Genomic DNA, 17,323 nt, shown 5'->3' with positions numbered 1-17,323 from the left:
CAAGTCGGCGGTGTACTTCGTGGCCACCCTCCTGCTCCGCGCCGAGGGCGCCGGGCCGACCGTGATCGTGTCGCCGCTGCTGGCGCTGATGCGCAACCAGATCGCCGCCGCCCAGCGCGCCGGTATCCGCGCGGTCACCATCAACTCGACCAACATCGAGCAGTGGGAGGAGATCCAGACCTCGGTCCGAGCCGGTGAGGTCGACGTCCTCCTGGTCAGTCCCGAGCGGCTCAACAACCCCGGCTTCCGCGACGAGGTGCTGCCCCGTCTGGCCGCGACGTGTGGGCTGCTGGTCGTCGACGAGGCCCACTGCATCTCCGACTGGGGCCACGACTTCCGCCCCGACTACCGCCGCATCCGCACGCTGCTCGCCGAGCTGCCGCCCGGCATCCCGGTGCTGGCGACCACGGCCACCGCGAACGCGCGGGTGAGTGCCGACGTCGCCGAGCAGCTTGCTGGCGCCGACGCGCAGAGCGAGACGCTCGTGCTGCGGGGCTCCCTCGACCGCGAGTCGCTCCGGCTCGGTGTGGTGCGGCTGCCGATCCCCGAGCAGCGGCTGGCCTGGCTCGCCGATCACCTCGCCGAGCAGCCCGGCTCCGGCATCGTCTACTGCCTGACCGTCGCGGCGACACAGCAGGTCGCCGACTACCTGCGTTCCCGCGGGCACGACGTCGCGGCGTACTCCGGTCAGACCGAGCCGACCGAGCGGCTCGAGCTCGAGGACGCCCTCGCATCCGGTCGGATCAAGGCGTTGGTGGCGACCAGCGCGCTCGGCATGGGCTTCGACGCGACGCTCGGGTTCGTGGTCAACCTCGGCGCCCCGCAGTCGCCGGTTGCCTACTACCAACAGGTCGGTCGCGCCGGCCGCGGCACCGACAACGCCTCGGTCGTGCTCCTGCCGCAGCAGGAGGACACCGACATCTGGGCCTACTTCGCCTCCCTGGCCTTCCCGCGGGAGGAGCAGGTGCGCCACACGCTGCGGGTCCTCGCCGAGGAGGGCGTCGCGAGCGTCGGCACCCTCGAGACCCGGGTCGACCTCGGCCGGAGCCGGCTGGAGCAGATGCTGAAGGTGCTCGACGTCGACGGCGCCGTACGCCGGGTCCGCGGCGGCTGGGAGGCCACCGGACGCGAGTGGAGCTACGACGCCGAGCGGTACGAACGGGTGACCGAGGCGCGCAAGGGTGAGCAGCGGGCGATGCTCGACTACCTCGACACCGACCGCTGCCGCATGTGGTTCCTGCGCGACCAGCTCGACGACCCGGACGTCGGGGAGACGACCCGGTGCGGGCGCTGCGACAACTGCGGCGGGCTGGAGCTGCCCACCGCCGTTTCCGACGACGCCGTCCACGAGGCGCGCAGCCGAATCGAGCGCCCGGGTGTCGTGGTCGAGCCGCGGGTGATGTGGCCTTCCGCGCTGTCCAACGTCGGGCTCGACCTCCACGGCCGCATCCGTGAGGGAGCGGAGCCCGGTCGGGCCGTGGCCCGGCTCACCGACCTCGGCCACGGCCAGGCGCTGCGCCGGCTGTTCGCCGAGCCGCCGGCCGACCAACGCGTCCCCGACGGCCTCGTCCACGCCGTGATCGAGGTGCTGAACGACTGGCGCCCGCGCGTCGACGGCATCGTCGTGGTCGGCTCCGCGAGCCGCCCGACCCTGACGTCCGACCTGGCCGAGGGACTCTCCCGGTACCTGAAGAAGCCCCTGGTCGGGCGTTGGGCGATCGCCGACCCGACCGTCGAGCCCGGACGCGGTGCGATGAACTCGGCCCAGCGGGTGGCCGCGGTGACGCGGCGCTTCCGCCTCGACGCGGAGGTCCCGGCGGGCCCGGTGCTGTTGGTCGACGACCAGGTCGTCACCGGCTGGACGCTGACCATCGCCGCCCACGCGCTCCGGGAGGCCGGCGCCACCGAGGTGCTGCCGCTGGTCCTGGCGGCCCGCTCCTGACGCGGCACACCTCGATCCCCATCGGACAGCCTCATCACCGGCCTTCATCGGTCACGGCCGGCAGTTCAGGGTGCCCCCTAGGGTGTGCGCATGCAGAGCGAGCTCTTCGACCGGTCCAACCTCGAGATCGCGGACCAGCAGCAGCGGTTCGCCCTCCAGAACAGCCAGATGCTCCGGGTCTCGCTCGGGCCCGACGTGCTCGCCACCAAGGGTGCGATGGTCGCGTTCCAGGGCTCGGTCGAGTTCCACCACGAGAAGGCCGGCAGCATGGGCAAGCTGCTGAAGAAGATGGTCACCTCCGAGGACAACCCCTTGATGCGGGTCACCGGCCAGGGCGAGGTGTTCTTCGCCAGCCGGGCCGGCTTCGTCAACCTCGTCCAGCTCACCGGCGACGCGATCAGCGTCAACGGCCGCAACCTGCTCGCTTTCGACGCCTCCCTCGAGTGGGACATCCACCGCACCAAGGGCGCCGGGATGCTCGCCGGCGGTCTTTTCAACACCACGGTCAGCGGCCAGGGCATGGTCGCGCTGCACACGATCGGCAAGCCGGTGGTGCTCGACTGCTCCCAGCAGCCGACGTACGTCGACACCCAGGCCTGCGTCGCCTGGTCGGCCAACCTGACCCCGAGCATGGTCTCGAGCATGAAGTTCAAGTCGATGCTGCGCGGCGGCTCCGGCGAGGCCTTCCAGTACGCCTTCTCCGGCCCGGGCTTCGTCGTCGTCCAGGCCGACGAGTGGGAGCAAACTCCGTCGAACTCCTCCGGCGGCCCGGGCGGACTGATCGGCGACCTGCTCAGCTGAGGGTCGGCACGTGCAAGGAGCGGTGAGCCGGGACCGGTTTCGGAGGTGCCGAACGGTCCTGGCTCACCGCCCCTGAGTCAGCGGGTGAGGCTCATTCCTCTCCGCGGATGAACGCCTCGACGCGGGCGCGGCCCTCGTCGTCGGGCAGCTGCACCGGCGGGCTCTTCATCAGGTACGACGATGCGGAGATGATCGGGCCGCCGAGACCTCGGTCCTTGGCGATCTTTGCGGCGCGGAGCGCGTCGATGATGATGCCGGCGGAGTTCGGTGAGTCCCAGACCTCGAGCTTGTACTCCATGTTCAGCGGGACGTCGCCGAAGGCGCGGCCCTCGAGGCGGACGTAGGCCCACTTGCGGTCGTCGAGCCACTGGACGTAGTCGGACGGGCCGATGTGGACGTTGCGGTCCTGGATCTTGCCGCCGAGCGGACCGTGCAGGTTGGAGGTCACCGACTGCGTCTTGGAGATCTTCTTGGACTCCAGGCGCTCGCGCTCGAGCATGTTCTTGAAGTCCATGTTGCCGCCGACGTTGAGCTGGTAGGTGCGGTCGAGCACGACCCCGCGGTCCTCGAACAGCTTGGCGATCACGCGGTGGGTGATCGTCGCGCCGACCTGGCTCTTGATGTCGTCACCGACGATCGGGACGCCGGCGTCCTCGAACTTCTTGGCCCACTCGGGGTCGGAGGCGATGAACACGGGGAGCGCGTTGACGAAAGCGACGCCGGCGTCGATGGCGCACTGGGCGTAGAACTTGTCCGCCTGCTCCGAGCCCACCGGCAGGTAGGACACCAGTACGTCGGCCCCCGTGTCCTTGAGCACCTGGACGACGTCGACCGGCTCGGTGTCGGACTCCTCGATGGTCTCCTGGTAGTACTTCCCGAGGCCGTCGAGGGTGTGGCCGCGCTGGACGATGACACCGGTCGGGGGCACGTCGCAGATGCGGACCGTGTTGTTCTCCGAGGCCTGGGTCGCGTCCGCGAGGTCGAAGCCGACCTTCTTGGCGTCGACGTCGAAGGCCGCGACGAACTCGACGTCGGAGACGTGGTAGTCACCGAACGTCACGTGCATCAGGCCGGGCACCGAGCCCGCGGGGTCGGCGTCCTTGTAGTACTCGACGCCCTGGATCAGGGACGTCGCGCAGTTGCCGACGCCCACGATTGCTACTCGTACCGAACCCATGAGGGTCTGTTCCTTCCTAGCGGGTGTTTCCGGTCGTCGCGTCGGCCGGGGGGGCCGCGCTGATGGTGGTGTCGCTCTGGTCCTGGTCCGGGCGGGTCGCCGCGGGGGTCTGCTCGGCGGATCTGTCGCTCGAGCGCTCGGCGTTGATGAGGTCGGTCAGCCACTTGACCTCACGCTCGACGGACTCGATGGAGTGGCGGCGCAGCTCGGAGAGATAGCGGTCGTCCCCGGAGCCGCCGCGACCGGAGTGCTGGGCGCGGTCGAGACGCTCCTGGAGCCGGGACAGCCGTCCCTCGAGGATGCGCAGCCGGACGTCGGCGTCGGTGCGGGAGAAGAACGCGAACCTCGTGTTGAAGGAGTCGTCCTCCCACGCGGACGGACCGGTGTCGGTGATCTGCTCGCCGAAGTGCTGCCGGCCGGCAGGCGTGATCTGGTAGACGATCCGCTGCCGTCGGGAGACTCCCGGCGACGTCGCGGTGACCTCGGTGATCCAGCCCGCGCGCAGCAACCGCTTCAGAGCGGGGTAGAGCGAGCCGTAGGACAGCAGCCGACCCCAGCCGAGCAGGAGGTTGAGCCGCTTGCGCAGCTCGTAGCCGTGCAGGGGGGACTCGTGGAGCAGGCCGAGCACGGCCAGCTCGAGCGAGGCCGCCTTGCGCGCCATCTCCGCCTCCCTCCAGAGTTCGGGTCGGACCATCGGCCACGTGGGCCACGGGGTACGCCGTACGGCATCCTGAGTGCGCGGATGTGTCGCGGCGTTCTATCGACTCAACGTATCAGCACGATATATCACGGGACAAGGGAGCGTCGTTTCGGTCCGGTTCGGTCGCGCCCCGTACCCTCGACTCCGACGGTGTGGCCCGGTGCGGCTCGGTGCGGCTCGGTCCGCTCTTCCCGCAGGCGGCCTGAGCCCCGTCGCCGTCGCTGTGCACCGCGCCCCCGGGGCACCGCGATGCAGCCCCGATGTACCCCCGATGTGCCTGGAGTGAGTGTTGACCGCCAAGCGCAGGGCCGAAGGTCCCGCCGTCAAGCGCAAGCCGAAGCCGCCGGCCGGCAACGGCCGAGCCAAGAAGCGCGCCCTGAAGATCGCCAAGTGGTGCCTGATCGTCGCACTGGCCGGATCGCTGGTGCTGATCGGCGTGTTCGTCTACCTCTACAAGACCACGGCGATCCCCGATCCCAACAAGGACTTCCAGACCCAGTCCTCGTTCGTCTACTACAGCGACGGCAAGACCCAGGTCGGCCAGTACGCCACCCAGAACCGGCAGATCATCCCCCTCAGCGAGATGCCGTCCAACCTGAAGGACGCGGTCGTCGCCGCCGAGGACCGCACGTTCTGGACCAACCACGGCATCGACCCCAAGGGCATCATCCGCGCAGCGTTCAACGATGCGCGCGGCGGTGCGACGCAGGGTGCCTCGACGATCACCCAGCAGTACGTGAAGATCCTGTACCTCACCCAGGAGCGGTCGCTGAGCCGCAAGATCCACGAGGCGATCCTGTCGCTGAAGCTGCAGAAGCAGCTGAGCAAGCAGAAGATCCTCGAGGGCTACCTCAACACCATCTACTTCGGCCGCGGTGCGTACGGCGTGCAGGCGGCGGCGCAGGCCTACTTCGGGGTCGACGCGTCGAAGCTCTCGCTAGGACAGAGCGCCGTGATCGCGAGCGTGCTGAACAACCCGACCGAGTACGACCCCGCCAACGGCAAGCAGGCGAAGCAGGCCCTGCTAGGCCGCTACCGCTACGTGCTGAACGGGATGGTGTCGATGCACACCATCCCTGAGGCGAAGGCCGCGAAGGCCGAGAAGCACCTGCCGAAGTTCCCGGTCTTCAAGCAGTCCAGCAAGTACGGCGGGCAGAAGGGGCACATGCTGGCCCTCGTGCGCCAGGAGCTGCAGGACCTCGACTTCACCGACGACCAGATCGACGGCGGCGGGCTCCGCGTCTACACGACGCTGACCCGGAAGGCCATGGCCGCGGCGGCGACCGGCGTACGCGCCGTGCGGCCCAAGCTGTCGCACAAGGAGCTGCACGTCGCCGTCGCGACCGTGCAGCCGGGCACCGGCGCGCTGCTCGGCTTCTACGGCGGACAGGACTACCTGCAGTCTCAGATCAACTGGGCAGAAGCCGGAGGGATGGTCGGCTCGACGTTCAAACCGGCCTCCCTGGCGGCGGCGATCGCCGACGGCTACTCGCTGAAGAGCACCTGGGACGGCAACTCGCCGTTCACCTTCCCCGACGGGCTCGAGGTCCACAACGAGGGTGACAGCACCGGGACGAACTACGGCTCGGCGATCTCGTCGATCACCGCCATGGAGCAGTCGGTCAACACGGCGTTCGTCGACATGTCCTCGAGCATGAAGGACGGTCCGCAGAAGATCTACGAGCAGGCCGAGAAGATGGGCATCCCGCCGGACAAGGCCGACCCCCACTACCCGGGCATCCCGAACACCTCGCGCGACCTCGACGCCGACGCCCTGATCACGCTGGGCAAGGCCCGGATCAGCGCGATCAACATGGCCAACACCTACGCCACGATCGCCAACGGCGGACAGCGGGCCGACGTGCACGTGATCAACAAGGTCACCGACAGCACCGGCAAGGTGCTCTACCAGTACAAGCCCCACACCACCGAGGCGATCAAGCCCGACATCGACCGCGACGTGAGCTACGCGCTGCAGCAGGTGGTGCAGCACGGCACCGGCGTCAACGCACAGGCGATCGGGCGTCCGGCGGCCGGCAAGACCGGCACCGCCACCAACGACAACGGCGACGTGTCCTCGTCGTGGTTCGTCGGCTTCACCCCGCAGCTGGCGACGGCGGTGATGTACGTGCGCGGCGACGGCGACAACGCGCTCAACGACTGGCTCCCGCCGTACAACGGCGCGGCCGGCTACTTCGGCGCCGGCTACCCGACGGCCACCTGGGCCGCGGTGATGAAGCAGGACCTCGAGGGGCTGCCGGTGCAGGAGTTCCCGCCGCCGGCCTACGTCACGGGCAAGCCGCCCGAGACCGGCCACGCGCCGTACACCCCGCCCCCGCCGCCGCCGCGGACCACGAAGACCGCCTCGTCGGCGCCGACGTCCACCGCGCCGACCAGTGAGGCCACCACCTCCGCTCCGCCGTCCTCGACAGCGACAAAGACCAACGGTCCGCCCTCCTGCATTCCGAAGCTGTGTCCGTCCTCCAGCTCGTCGACCACGACGTCACCGACCACCACGTCACCGACAACCACCACCACGACGGCGGGCGCACGGCCCGCGGTGATGGCGTCCCGCGAGCCGTACTGGTGACCGAGGAGGGTGACGACCGCCGTACGGCGGTCCGCCCCACGGCGGATGACCCGGTCGTCGCCGCGCTGAGCCACGGGGTGGGCGGTCCGTCGGGCGAGCACGTCGGAGGCCACCCCTGGTGGACCCCGGTGCGCGTCATCCTGGCGCTGACCGCGGTCTGCTTCGCGCTGAGCCTGGTGCAGAAGGCGCCGTGCTACGACGCGCAGTGGACCAACAGCCAGAGCCGCTACTCGGAGATGTGCTACTCCGACCTGCCCTACCTGTACGTCGGCCGCGGCTTCGCCGAGCTGGACTGGCCCTACTCCGACTCGATCGAGGTGCGCGACCGGTACGACGTGATGGAGTACCCGGTCGGCATCTCCTACTACGCCTTCGCCGCGGCCGAGGTCACGCACTGGCTGTCCGGCTCCCCCGACCTCGCACCGCGCGGGGCCATGTCGCAGGGGCAGCTGTACGCCGATCACGACGTGCTGCGCGAGAGCATGCTCTTCACCGCCGTGAACGCCATCGGCTTCGGGATCTGCGCGCTGCTCGCGGCCTGGCTGCTCGCCGGCGTCCATCGGCGACGACCGTGGGATGCCGCGCTGTTCGCACTCTCGCCGGTGCTGCTGTTCGAGGGCCTCATCAACTGGGACCTCCTGGCCGTGGCCTGCGTGGCCGGGGCCCTGTGGGCGCAGTCGCGCGACCGCACCCTGCTCACCGGGCTCCTGATCGGCCTGGGCACGGCGCTCAAGCTCTACCCCCTGTTCCTGCTGGGCGGCCTGCTGGTGATCTGGGGTCGGCAACGGCGGTGGCGCGATCTGGCAGCCGCCACCGCGACCGGCGTCGTGACCTGGGCGGTCGTGAACGCCCCCGCGTACCTCTCGGGCCGCCACGAGTGGAGCGTCTTCTGGACCTTCAACGCCCATCGCGGCGCCGACCTCGGCTCCGTCTGGCTGGTGCTCCAGCAGATGGGCGGTCACGTCTACGCGGCGCACACCATCAACCTGGTCTCGTGGCTCTTCTTCGGGATGTGGTGCGTCGCGGTGGCGGCGCTCGGGCTCCTGGCGCCGCAGACGCCGCGTCTGGCGCAGCTCGGGTTCCTGGTGGTGGTCGGGTTCCTGCTCGTCAACAAGGTCTACTCGCCGCAGTACGCCCTGTGGCTGCTGCCGCTCGCGGTCATGGCACGACCGCGGTGGCGCGACCAGCTGATCTGGCAGGCCGGCGAGATCTTCTACTTCGCCTCGGTCTGGTGGTACCTCGGCACCTACCTCAACCCCGGCGGCGGCGGCAACGCCGGCTTCTACTGGCTGGCGGTCGGCATCCGGCTCGCCGCGCAGGTCTACCTGGCGGTGGTCGTGGTGCGTGACGTCGTGATGCCGGAGTACGACGTGGTCCGCACCGGCCGACCACTCCCGGCCCGGCACTCCTTCTGGCCCCCGACCGAGCCGGGTCGCCTCACGCTCGGCCGCACCGGGGGCGGCTGAGGCAGGGGTCGCGCTGTGTTCACGGCGTACTCGCCCTCGCACCTGGTCGTCCTCACGCTCTTCGCGATCGGGACCGTCGGGCTGCTCACCCTCGGGCCGCGGGTCCGAGGGACGCCGGCAGAGCGCCCGGTGGCGGTGTGGTTCGCGGTCGGCAACCTGGTCCTCGGGACCGTCTCGCTGGTGCAGGGCCTGGTCCCCTTCGACGTGCAGAGCTCACTGCCCCTGCAGATCTGCGGGTTCGGCTGGGTCGTCGTGGCCTGGGCGCTGCTCACCATGCGGCCGACGCCGACCGCGCTGACCTACTACTGGGGTCTCACGCTGGCGGTGCAGGCGCTCGTGCAGCCGACGCTGACCCAGGCGTTCCCGCAGCCGGAGTTCTTCGTGTTCTTCATCAAGCACGCGCTGATGGTGTGGGGCGCCGCCTACCTGACGATCGTGCTCCGGCACGGGCCGGACTGGACGGCCTACCGACGCGCCTTGGGGTGGACGCTGGCGTGGCTCGTGACGGCGTACGTCGTGAACGCGGCGGTCGGCTCCAACTACGGATACGTCAACCGCAAGCCGTCGGGCACGGTGCTGTCGTACCTCGGCCCGTGGCCGGCTTACGTCGCGGTGGAGGCGGCGATCGTGGCGATCGGATGGGCGCTGATCACCCTGCCGTGGACCGGGCTGCCGCGGCGCCGAGCCTCCGAACAGGTCAGTCGATGACGACGCGGTCGAAGTCGGTCGCGGTGTAGCGGACCCGCACCTCGATCTCGTCACCCACGGCCGGCACCCGCGGGCCGTGGGGGAGGAACAGCATCGAGGCCTGCATGTGCGGCGGCTCGGCGAAGAGCCGGTGCTTGCCGTCGACGGTGTACGGCGACCGGACGAACCCGACCGCGTCCAGGCCGCCGCGGGCCAGGGTCGCAGCGCGGGCGCGCAGCGAGTGGTCGCCGGTCGGCGCCTCCAGCCCGATGCCGTGGGCGGTGCCTCCGGACACGACCAGGATGTGGCCGGCCTTGGGTGCCGTGCGCCCGCGGTAGCCGAAGACGTCGCCGCGCTCGACCTCGTGCACGTCGAGCACGGTCGCGGTGACCTTCAGCGCGGCGCGGTCACCGAGCCAGAGGTCGGTGCCGATACGCGGACGCACCTCGAAGTCGGCGTACGACGTGCGGAGCGAGGTCAGCTCGGACGGCGTCAGATGGCTGACCCACAACCGCCTCGTCGCCAGGCCGGAGGCGACGACGTCGTTGACCAGGCCGACCACCTCGGTCAGGTGTGCCCCCGCCGCCAGCGGCAGGTGGAAGGCGACCCCCTCGACGCGTGCCGGTCTGCGCTCGAGGAGCTTCGCGGCCGAGCGGAGCTCCTCGGCGGTCATCCCGTGTCGGCGCATGCTGGTCAGGCGCTCGAGCACGATCCGGGCGTCGGGCTGCCGCCCGAGCAGGGCGAGCAGGTCGACCAGCCGGCTCACGGTGTGGATCACGCGGGGTGGCGGGAGGTTGTCGGGGAGGTCCGAGCCGGCCGGGCGCCACGGGGTGAGCACGAGGAGGTCGCCGTCGAAGCGCTGCATCACCTCGGGCAGCTCCTCGTAGGTGCCGACCGCGAGCGTGTCGACCCCGAGCCACTGGGCCTTGCGCGCGAGCCGGCCGATCCCGAAGCCGTACCCGTTGCCCTTCGCGACCGGGGTGAGCCCGGGCGTCCGGTCGGCGACCGTGCGGAGGTGCCGCCGCCAGCGCTCGCCGTCGACGGTGAGGGTCAGGCTCACGAGCGCCGCCGGAGATAGAGCTCGAAACCCCGGTAGAGCAGCTTGTTCAGGGGCAGGTCCCACTCGCCCACCGTCTCGACCGCCTGGCCCCCCGTGCCGACCTTGAACTGGATCAGCCCGACGTGGGGGTCGTCGGCGTCGAGGGTGTCGGTGATGCCGCGCAGGTCGTAGACGTCGGCGCCATGGGCGATGGCGTCGCGGATCATCGCCCACTGCACGGCGTTGGAGCCCCGCACCTCGCGCTTGTCGGTGGATGAGGCGCCGTAGGAGTACCACGCGTGCTTCCCGACCCGGACGCCGACGGTCGCGGCGACGAGGTCGCCCTCGTGGTGGGCCAGCCAGAGGCTGATCCGGCCCGGGTCGTCGGGGTCGTCCGCGCCCAGCGCGTCGTACATGGTCTCGAAGTACGCGAGCGGGCGCGGAGTGAAGTGGTCGCGCCGCGCCGTGTGGACGTAGAGGTCGTGGAAGGCCTTGAGGTCCTCCCGCGACCCCTGCGCGACCACCACGCCGGCCTTCTCAGCCTTGCGGATGTTGCGGCGCCAGAGCTGGTTCATGCCGGCGAGCACGTCGTCCTGGGTACGCCGCGTGCCGTCGTCGGCGACCAGCGGGATGACGAAGGTGTACGACGGCTGGCCCGCGGCGAACCCGCCCTGGGCCACCTGGCGCCGCCAGCCCAGTGCCTCGAGCTGCTGGACGACCCGGGCGCCGGTCGAGGAGCGGACGAGGGGTGCGATCTCGCCCAGTCTGTGCACCGTGTCGTCGGCGATGCCGGCCTTGACCTGCTCGGCGCTCCAGCGTCGGGTCACGACCGGCGGACCCATCCGCACGCCGAACGCACCACGACTGCGCAGGTGCTCGGTCATCGGGGCCAGCCAGTCCCCGACGTCGTCGCTGACACCCGGCCGGGCCCAGTCGAGGACCGGGCCCTCCGGGAGGTAGGCCAGGTAACGGGGCAGCTTCGGCAGCTTCCGGTAGAGCACCAGCCCCGCGCCGACCAGCCGCTCGCCGTCGTACCAGCCCAGCGACTCACCCCGCCACTCCGACTTGACCGTGGCCCACCCCGGTGTCTGCAGGAAGCTCGCCCAGGGCTGCTCGCGGATGAACGCGCGATGTTCGTCGGCGGAGATCGGCAGCACCGTGGGGATCACGGCGACGAGGCTACCGGGATGTATCAGCGACGGCCCCGGGTGCTCCTGTGAGGTGAACGGTGGTCGCCGCCTGTCGTCGACGCCGGTTCAGCCATGCTCCTGCGAGCGCCCCCGAGCAGCGATAACGTCCCCGACGAGGCACCGATGACCGACCCGCACCTTCCCGACGAGCAGCTGCTCGAGGCCGTACGCCGCGCCGCCGCGGCGTACGACCCTGTGCCGTCCGGCATGGTCGAGCGGATGGTGGCCGTGACCCGCGACGTCGCCGACCACGATCCCGACCTCGAGCTCCAGCTGATGCTGGTGGTCGAGCGCTTCGCGGAGCTGGTGGGCACCCGTGGTGGGGCTCGCTCGTACACCCTGCGCTTCGGAGGCGAGGGCGTCGATCTCCTCGTGCGCGTCGGCGCCTCCGAGGAGGAGGGCCGCGCCCGGCTCGACGGCTGGCTGGTGCCCGCCTCCAGCGCACCGGTCCAGATCCGCCAGGTGGGCGGCGAAGGGCGCACCTACGACTCGGTTGCCGAGGCCAGTGGGCGTTTCGAGTTCAACGACCTGCCGACCGGCTTCTACCGTGTGTCGCTCCAGCTGGGTGAGGAGCGCACGTTCGGCACGCCCGCCTTCGAGATCTGACCGTCAGCCCCGACCGACAGGACGTCGATGAAGAACCACAAGCGCAGGCACATGGACCGTGACCCGAAGCCACCGGTCCGTGAGGCGATGACCGCCGTCGACGGCAGACAGCTGGACCCGACCGGCTCCCTGGGGGTGGAGGGCGTCACGGTGCGGACGACGTCGTACGTCGCGACCCGGCTGACGATCTCCAAGACGACCTCGATCCCGGGCGACGAGCCCGGTCTCGACCACGCAGACCACGCCGACTTCGTCGACCACTGCCGGCGCGCGACCGGCGACATGGACGACCAGGAGCAGGGTCGCGTCATGTCGCGGTTCCTGCTCGTCGCCCGCGTCGCCGACGATCTCGGCTGGGTGGCGACCCTGGAGCCGGAGGACCCGAAGACCGTGGGGTTGCGCTTCGGTGTGCTCAAGGTCGGCCTGTCGATCAAGCCCGACGCGGACGTGGTGCTGCCGCCCGATGCATTCACCCTGCTTCAGCAGCTGCGGCTCCGCTTCAGGGACCGCCCGAAGACGCTGCAGGGCATCAGCCTCGACCACGTCGTCGTCTCGTCGCCCTTCGACTCCAGCCATCCGTTCGACAGCTCGCATCCGTTCGACTCCAGCCATCCCTTCGACTCCTCGCACCCGTTCGACTCCAGCCATCCGTTCGGGGGCGGCGACTCGCCGATCTCGACGTACGCCGTGCCCGGCCAGGGCGGGCGACAGCCGATCGCGTACGTCGGGCTCCCGCCCCATCGCGGCGAGCCCGAGGAGGGTCGGCGCCGCCCGGTCGTCGCGATCCTCGACACCGGGTGCGGCCAGCACGCGTGGTTCGACGGGCCGGGGCGCCACGTGGTCACTCGCGGTCTGGAGCTGGACGGCCACGAGATCGGTTACGACGTCCCGGCCACCGATCCCGAGACGTTCTGGGACCAGGCTGGCGCGCTCGACGGGATGATCGACCCGCTCTCCGGGCACGGCACGTTCATCGCCGGCCTCGTCCACCAGGGCTGCCCCGACGCCGACATCCTGTCCTGGCGGGTCGTGCCGTCGATGGGGCCGATCGTCGAGTCCGACTGGATCACCGCGCTCGCCCAGATCGCCGAGCTCAACCGGCGCGGCCGCGAGGGCATCGACGGGGGCCGGGTGATCGACGTACTGAGCCTTTCCATGGGCTACTACCACGAGACCGCCTACGACTCCCTGTTCGACCCGACGCTGTTCGCCGTGCTGTCCGACCTCGCCGCCCGAGGCACCTTGGTCGTGTGCTCCGCGGGCAACGACGCCACCTCCCGGCCGTGCTTCCCTGCCGCCTTCGCACCCTGGCTCCCCGACGAGGACGGGGAGGACGGCTCGGTCGTGGTCACGCCCTCCGGCCACCTCCCGATCCTGTCGGTGGGGGCGCTCAACCCCAACCGGACCTCCGATGCGCTGTTCAGCAACGCGGGATACTGGGTCCGCTCCTACGTCGAGGGCGCGGCCGTGATGAGCACGGTCCCACCGTTCCAGGGCAGCCTGCAGCCGGCCGCGAGGGCTGAGGCCTTCGGCCGGGTCCGCGAGAACATCGATCCCGACGACTTCCGTGGGGGGTTCGGCGTCTGGAGCGGTACGTCGTTCGCCGCGCCGCTGATGGCGGGGCGGCTCGCGGCGTACCTCGCGACCCACCTGCACGCCGACGACGACGTCGACACCTGCAAGGGGCTGGCGCGCGACGCACTGGAAGAGGTGGCGCGCTTCCGGTCATGATGGGCCGGTGCTGTCCGCCGAGGATCTCCACCGGCGGGGGGTCGAGGCGATCAACGCGGGGAGGGCGAGGGCGGCTCGACCGCTGCTCGAACGAGGTCTGACCCGCGCGTCGTCCGACGACCTGAGGGCGAGGATCGAGGCCAGCCTGGCCTACGTCGCCGCCGAGACGGGGGACCCGGCGGGAGGCCTCGCCCTGTGTGGCGCCGCGCTCGAGCGTGAGGAGCTCAGCGTCGAGACGCGCGGCATCCTGCAGAGCCAGCGGGCGCTGCTCCAGATGCGATCGGGCGACGTGACCGGGGCGCTGAACAGCTTCGGCTCCGCGATCGACTACCTCGGGACTCTGCCGGGCGAGCGGGCCCGCGCCCACCTCAACCGCGGTGGTGTCTATCTCCAGCAGGGTTCGGCGGACGCCGCTGCCGGGGACTTCGCCGACGCGATGCGGGACTTCTCCGCAGCCGGTCTGGAGACGGAGGTGCCCAAGGCACAGCACAACCTCGGCTACGCGGCGTTCCTGGCCGGCGACCTGGTCAGCGCGCTGCGGGACATGGAGAACGCGGCTCATCAGCTGTCGGCTTCGAGCCCGGTCCTGCGGGCGATCTCCCAGCAGGACCGGGCGGAGGTGCTGATGGCGGCCGGGCTGACGCTGAGTGGCGTGCTCGCCCTGGAGGAGGCGGCGCGAACGCTGGGCCAGCACCGGCTCGTACAGAGGCGCGGCGAGGCCGAGCTGACGATCGCCCGGGCAGCGCTGGCTTGGGATCCCGAGCGCGCGCTGGCGGCCGCGCGGGCGGCGCGATCGCGGTTCACGAGGACTCGGACGCCGGCGCTGCGGGTGCGCGCCGAGGCGGTGGTGCTCGGCGCCGAGGTGCGGCTCCGGCGGACCAAGCCGTCGCTGGTGGCGCGGGCCGACGAGCTCGCCGAGGAGCTGGCGCGGCTCGAGATGCCGTGGTGGGCGATCGACACCCGACTCGACGCCGCGCTGGTGAGAGCGCGACGGGGTGAGATCGAGGACGCGCGACAGCGCATGGCCAGGATCCGCGTGCCGGCGCGCGCCCCGCTCGCCGTACGGCTGCGCGAGCGGGATGTGCGGGCCGCGCTGGCCGAGAGGGCGGGGCGGCGAACGGACGCCTTGGCGCACCTGCGGCGGGGCCTCGCGGACCTGCACGAGTGGCAGAGCTCGTTCGGGAGTCTCGACCTGCAGACGATGGTGACCGGGCACGGCCGGCGGCTCGCCGTCCGTGGACTCCGGGTCGCGGTGGCGTCGGGCCGTCCGGACGTGCTCTTCGAGTGGTCGGAGCGGGCGCGGATGCTGGCGAGCCGGGTGCAGCCGGTGAGAGTGCCCGGGGACGATCAGGTGCAGGCCGACCTCCGGGAGCTGCGCTCGTTGGCGACCGAGGAGTCGTCGCGCGGCAGCGCCGGCCGGCAGGCCGAGCTCCGACAGCGGGTGCGGGAGCGGGCCTGGCAGAACCGTGGCTCCGGGGAGTACGACGACCCCGTGTCGTTGTCCGACGTCCGGGCCCGGCTCGGTGCCGATCGGGCCCTGGTCGCACATGTCGTCACGAGCCGCGAAGTCGCGGCGCTCGTGGTCACCTCCGAGTCGGCCGTGATGGTCGATCTCGGGCCGCGCACCGCCCTGGACGCCTTGGTCGGCGGACTGCTCCCCGACCTGGACATGGCGGCGGCGGAGCTGCCGGGCGTGTTCGCATCCGCGATCCGGTCCGAGCTCCGAGGCCGGCTCGGGCGCCTCGACGACCTGCTGCTGGCGCCGCTGGCCGACGTGGTCGGTGACCGTCAGCTCGTGCTCACACCATCGGGTGTGCTGGCCACCGTGCCCTGGTCGATCCTGCCGAGCAACGACGGGCGTCCGGTGACGGTCGCGCAGTCCGCGACGTCATGGCTGTCGCGCACGGAGGTGCCGCTGCGCTCGGCCTCTGCGGGTTTCGTGGCGGGTCCGCGGGTCGCCCAGGCAGAGGCCGAGACGTCGGCCGCGGCAGCTGCCTGGACGTCCGCCATGGTCCTGCACGGGCCGGACGCGACGGCCGAAGCGGTCAGCAAGCTGGCGGGCTCGGTAGACGTTCTCCACGTCTCCGCGCACGGACGACACTCCTCGGAGAACCCGTTGTTCTCCGGCTTCGAGCTCGCCGACGGCCCGTGGTTCGGCTACGACATCGACCAGCTGACCTCGGTGCCCGACATCGTGCTGCTGTCGGCGTGCGAGGTCGGCCGCTCGACGTTGCGCGGTGGTGAGGAGCTGATCGGGATGACCGCTGCCTGGCTGCACGCCGGATCTCGCTGCGTGATCGCCTCGGCCGCGGCGATCAACGACGCGGTCGCCCACGACGTACTCGTGGCACTGCACCGCGAGCTTGCCTCAGGTCTGCCGCCCACCACGGCTCTGGCCCGGGCGCTCGCCGAGGTGGACACCAACGGTCCGCCGGCGCCGCTGGTGTGCTTCGGCTGAGCAGCCATCGAAACCAGGCTGGGACTTGTGGGCCCAGTTCGTCACTTGGTGGGGGGAATCTGGGCCAACAAGTGTCGAATTCCCCGCCTGAGCGGGGAATTCGCCGGGCCGACTCAAAGCCGGGAGCGGATCGCCTCGAAGTCGGCCTTGTGCTCCTCGGCACCACCCGGGGTCTCGAACACCACGGGCGCGCCGGCGTCGCGGATCACCGACGCGAGGAGGTCGGGGTCGATCTTCCCGGCGTCGACGTTGGCGTGGCGGTCGGCGCCGGAGTCGAAGTCGTCGCGGCTGTTGTTGCAGTGCACCAGGTCGATGCGTCCGGTGACGGCGCGGACCTCGTCGACCGCGGTCTCCAGCGGGATGCCGCCGGCGTGGGCGTGGCAGGTGTCGAGGCAGAAGCCGACGTTCTCCGACCCGGACGCCGCGGCGATCGCCTCGAAGACCCCCTGGATCCGGTCGAGGTAGCGGGTCATCGCGTTGTCGCCGCCGGCGGTGTTCTCGATCAGCAGCGGGATCTTGATGTCGGTCGCCTCGACCGCCTTGCGCCAGTTGTCGAAGCCGATGGCCGGGTCGTCGTCCTTGTTCACGTGCCCGCCATGCACGATCAGCCCCCGGGCGCCGATGGAGGCCGCGGCGTCCATGTGCTGCTGGAGCAGCTTGCGCGACGGGATGCGGATGCGGTTGTTGGTCGTGGCGACGTTGACGATGTACGGCGCGTGTACGTACAGGCCGATCCCCGCTGCCTCGGCGTCCGCGCGCAAGCCTTCCGCGCCGCCGGCGTGCCGGAACTCCGGACCCTTGTACCCCTGCGGGTCGCCGAGGAAGAACTGCACGTGCGAGGCCTGCCGCGCCTCCGCCTCCGCGATCGGGTCGGTCTGCTCGACGTGTGCTCCGAGAGCGGAGCTCGTGGTGCTGCTCATGACCGCCATCGTAGGA

13 protein-coding genes are annotated in these 17,323 nt (G+C 70.9%); 8 read left to right on the top strand and 5 right to left on the bottom strand.

The window, feature by feature from the left end; all coding sequences use genetic code 11:
• On the top strand, positions 1–1,942 hold a 1,942-nt coding region (locus tag VGK78_RS09110), incomplete at its 5' end, for a RecQ family ATP-dependent DNA helicase (protein WP_331527298.1).
• 90 nt (positions 1,943–2,032) lie between these two features.
• Positions 2,033–2,743, top strand: a complete 711-nt coding sequence (locus VGK78_RS09105) for an AIM24 family protein (protein ID WP_331527297.1) — start codon at positions 2,033–2,035, stop codon at positions 2,741–2,743.
• Positions 2,744–2,834: 91 nt separating this feature from the next.
• Here the strand turns inward: VGK78_RS09105 and VGK78_RS09100 are convergent, their stop codons facing one another.
• Both VGK78_RS09100 and VGK78_RS09095 read right to left on the bottom strand, forming a co-directional pair.
• The gene (locus VGK78_RS09100; protein WP_331527296.1) at positions 2,835–3,920 is read right to left on the bottom strand and encodes an inositol-3-phosphate synthase; all 1,086 of its coding nucleotides are present in this window, start codon (positions 3,918–3,920) and stop codon (positions 2,835–2,837) included.
• 16 nt (positions 3,921–3,936) lie between these two features.
• A complete protein-coding gene (locus VGK78_RS09095) occupies positions 3,937–4,581 on the bottom strand; it encodes a PadR family transcriptional regulator (protein ID WP_331527295.1) in 645 nt (214 codons plus the stop codon).
• Positions 4,582–4,909: 328 nt separating this feature from the next.
• Between VGK78_RS09095 and VGK78_RS09090 the strand changes: the two genes are divergently transcribed.
• Genes VGK78_RS09090 through VGK78_RS09080 form a run of 3 tightly spaced genes read left to right on the top strand, consistent with a single transcriptional unit; the run spans position 4,910 to position 9,384 of the window.
• Positions 4,910–7,210 (top strand): transglycosylase domain-containing protein, encoded by a 2,301-nt coding sequence (locus tag VGK78_RS09090; RefSeq protein WP_331527294.1) that lies wholly within the window; start codon positions 4,910–4,912, stop codon positions 7,208–7,210.
• The gene (locus VGK78_RS09085; RefSeq protein WP_331527293.1) at positions 7,093–8,676 is read left to right on the top strand and encodes a glycosyltransferase family 87 protein; all 1,584 of its coding nucleotides are present in this window, start codon (positions 7,093–7,095) and stop codon (positions 8,674–8,676) included. Before VGK78_RS09090 ends, VGK78_RS09085 begins: the two co-directional genes overlap by 118 nt.
• Positions 8,677–8,691: 15 nt before the next feature.
• Positions 8,692–9,384 carry a TIGR02206 family membrane protein gene (locus tag VGK78_RS09080; protein ID WP_331527292.1) on the top strand — a complete coding sequence of 231 codons (693 nt, stop codon included), beginning with the start codon at positions 8,692–8,694 and terminating at the stop codon, positions 9,382–9,384.
• Here the strand turns inward: VGK78_RS09080 and VGK78_RS09075 are convergent.
• Positions 9,374–10,423 (bottom strand): alanine racemase, encoded by a 1,050-nt coding sequence (locus tag VGK78_RS09075; RefSeq protein WP_331527291.1) that lies wholly within the window; start codon positions 10,421–10,423, stop codon positions 9,374–9,376. The genes VGK78_RS09080 and VGK78_RS09075 overlap by 11 nt on opposite strands.
• Positions 10,420–11,571: a lipid II:glycine glycyltransferase FemX gene (locus VGK78_RS09070; RefSeq protein ID WP_331527290.1), complete on the bottom strand. Its 1,152-nt coding sequence runs from the start codon at positions 11,569–11,571 to the stop codon at positions 10,420–10,422. Before VGK78_RS09070 ends, VGK78_RS09075 begins: the two co-directional genes overlap by 4 nt.
• A gap of 144 nt (positions 11,572–11,715) precedes the next feature.
• On the opposite strand from VGK78_RS09070, the gene VGK78_RS09065 reads away from it, so the two are divergent.
• From VGK78_RS09065 to VGK78_RS09055, 3 genes are read left to right on the top strand one after another with little or no spacing between them, the layout of a single operon-like run.
• Complete coding sequence (locus VGK78_RS09065) at positions 11,716–12,198, top strand: hypothetical protein (RefSeq protein WP_331527289.1); 483 nt, start codon at positions 11,716–11,718, stop codon at positions 12,196–12,198.
• Between the two features lie 27 nt (positions 12,199–12,225).
• Positions 12,226–13,929: a S8/S53 family peptidase gene (locus tag VGK78_RS09060; RefSeq protein ID WP_331527288.1), complete on the top strand. Its 1,704-nt coding sequence runs from the start codon at positions 12,226–12,228 to the stop codon at positions 13,927–13,929.
• A 7-nt stretch (positions 13,930–13,936) separates the two neighbouring features.
• The gene (locus VGK78_RS09055; RefSeq protein ID WP_331527287.1) at positions 13,937–16,387 is read left to right on the top strand and encodes a CHAT domain-containing protein; all 2,451 of its coding nucleotides are present in this window, start codon (positions 13,937–13,939) and stop codon (positions 16,385–16,387) included.
• 113 nt (positions 16,388–16,500) lie between these two features.
• Here the strand turns inward: VGK78_RS09055 and VGK78_RS09050 are convergent, their stop codons facing one another.
• Positions 16,501–17,307, bottom strand: a complete 807-nt coding sequence (locus tag VGK78_RS09050) for a deoxyribonuclease IV (RefSeq protein ID WP_331527286.1) — start codon at positions 17,305–17,307, stop codon at positions 16,501–16,503.
• Positions 17,308–17,323 lie beyond the last annotated feature (16 nt).

The sequence above is a fragment of the Nocardioides sp. genome, assembly GCF_036503465.1.
Classification (GTDB): domain Bacteria; phylum Actinomycetota; class Actinomycetes; order Propionibacteriales; family Nocardioidaceae; genus Nocardioides.
The sequence above is the reverse complement of the archived record's forward strand: the minus strand, read 5'-3'. Positions and strand labels throughout refer to the sequence as shown.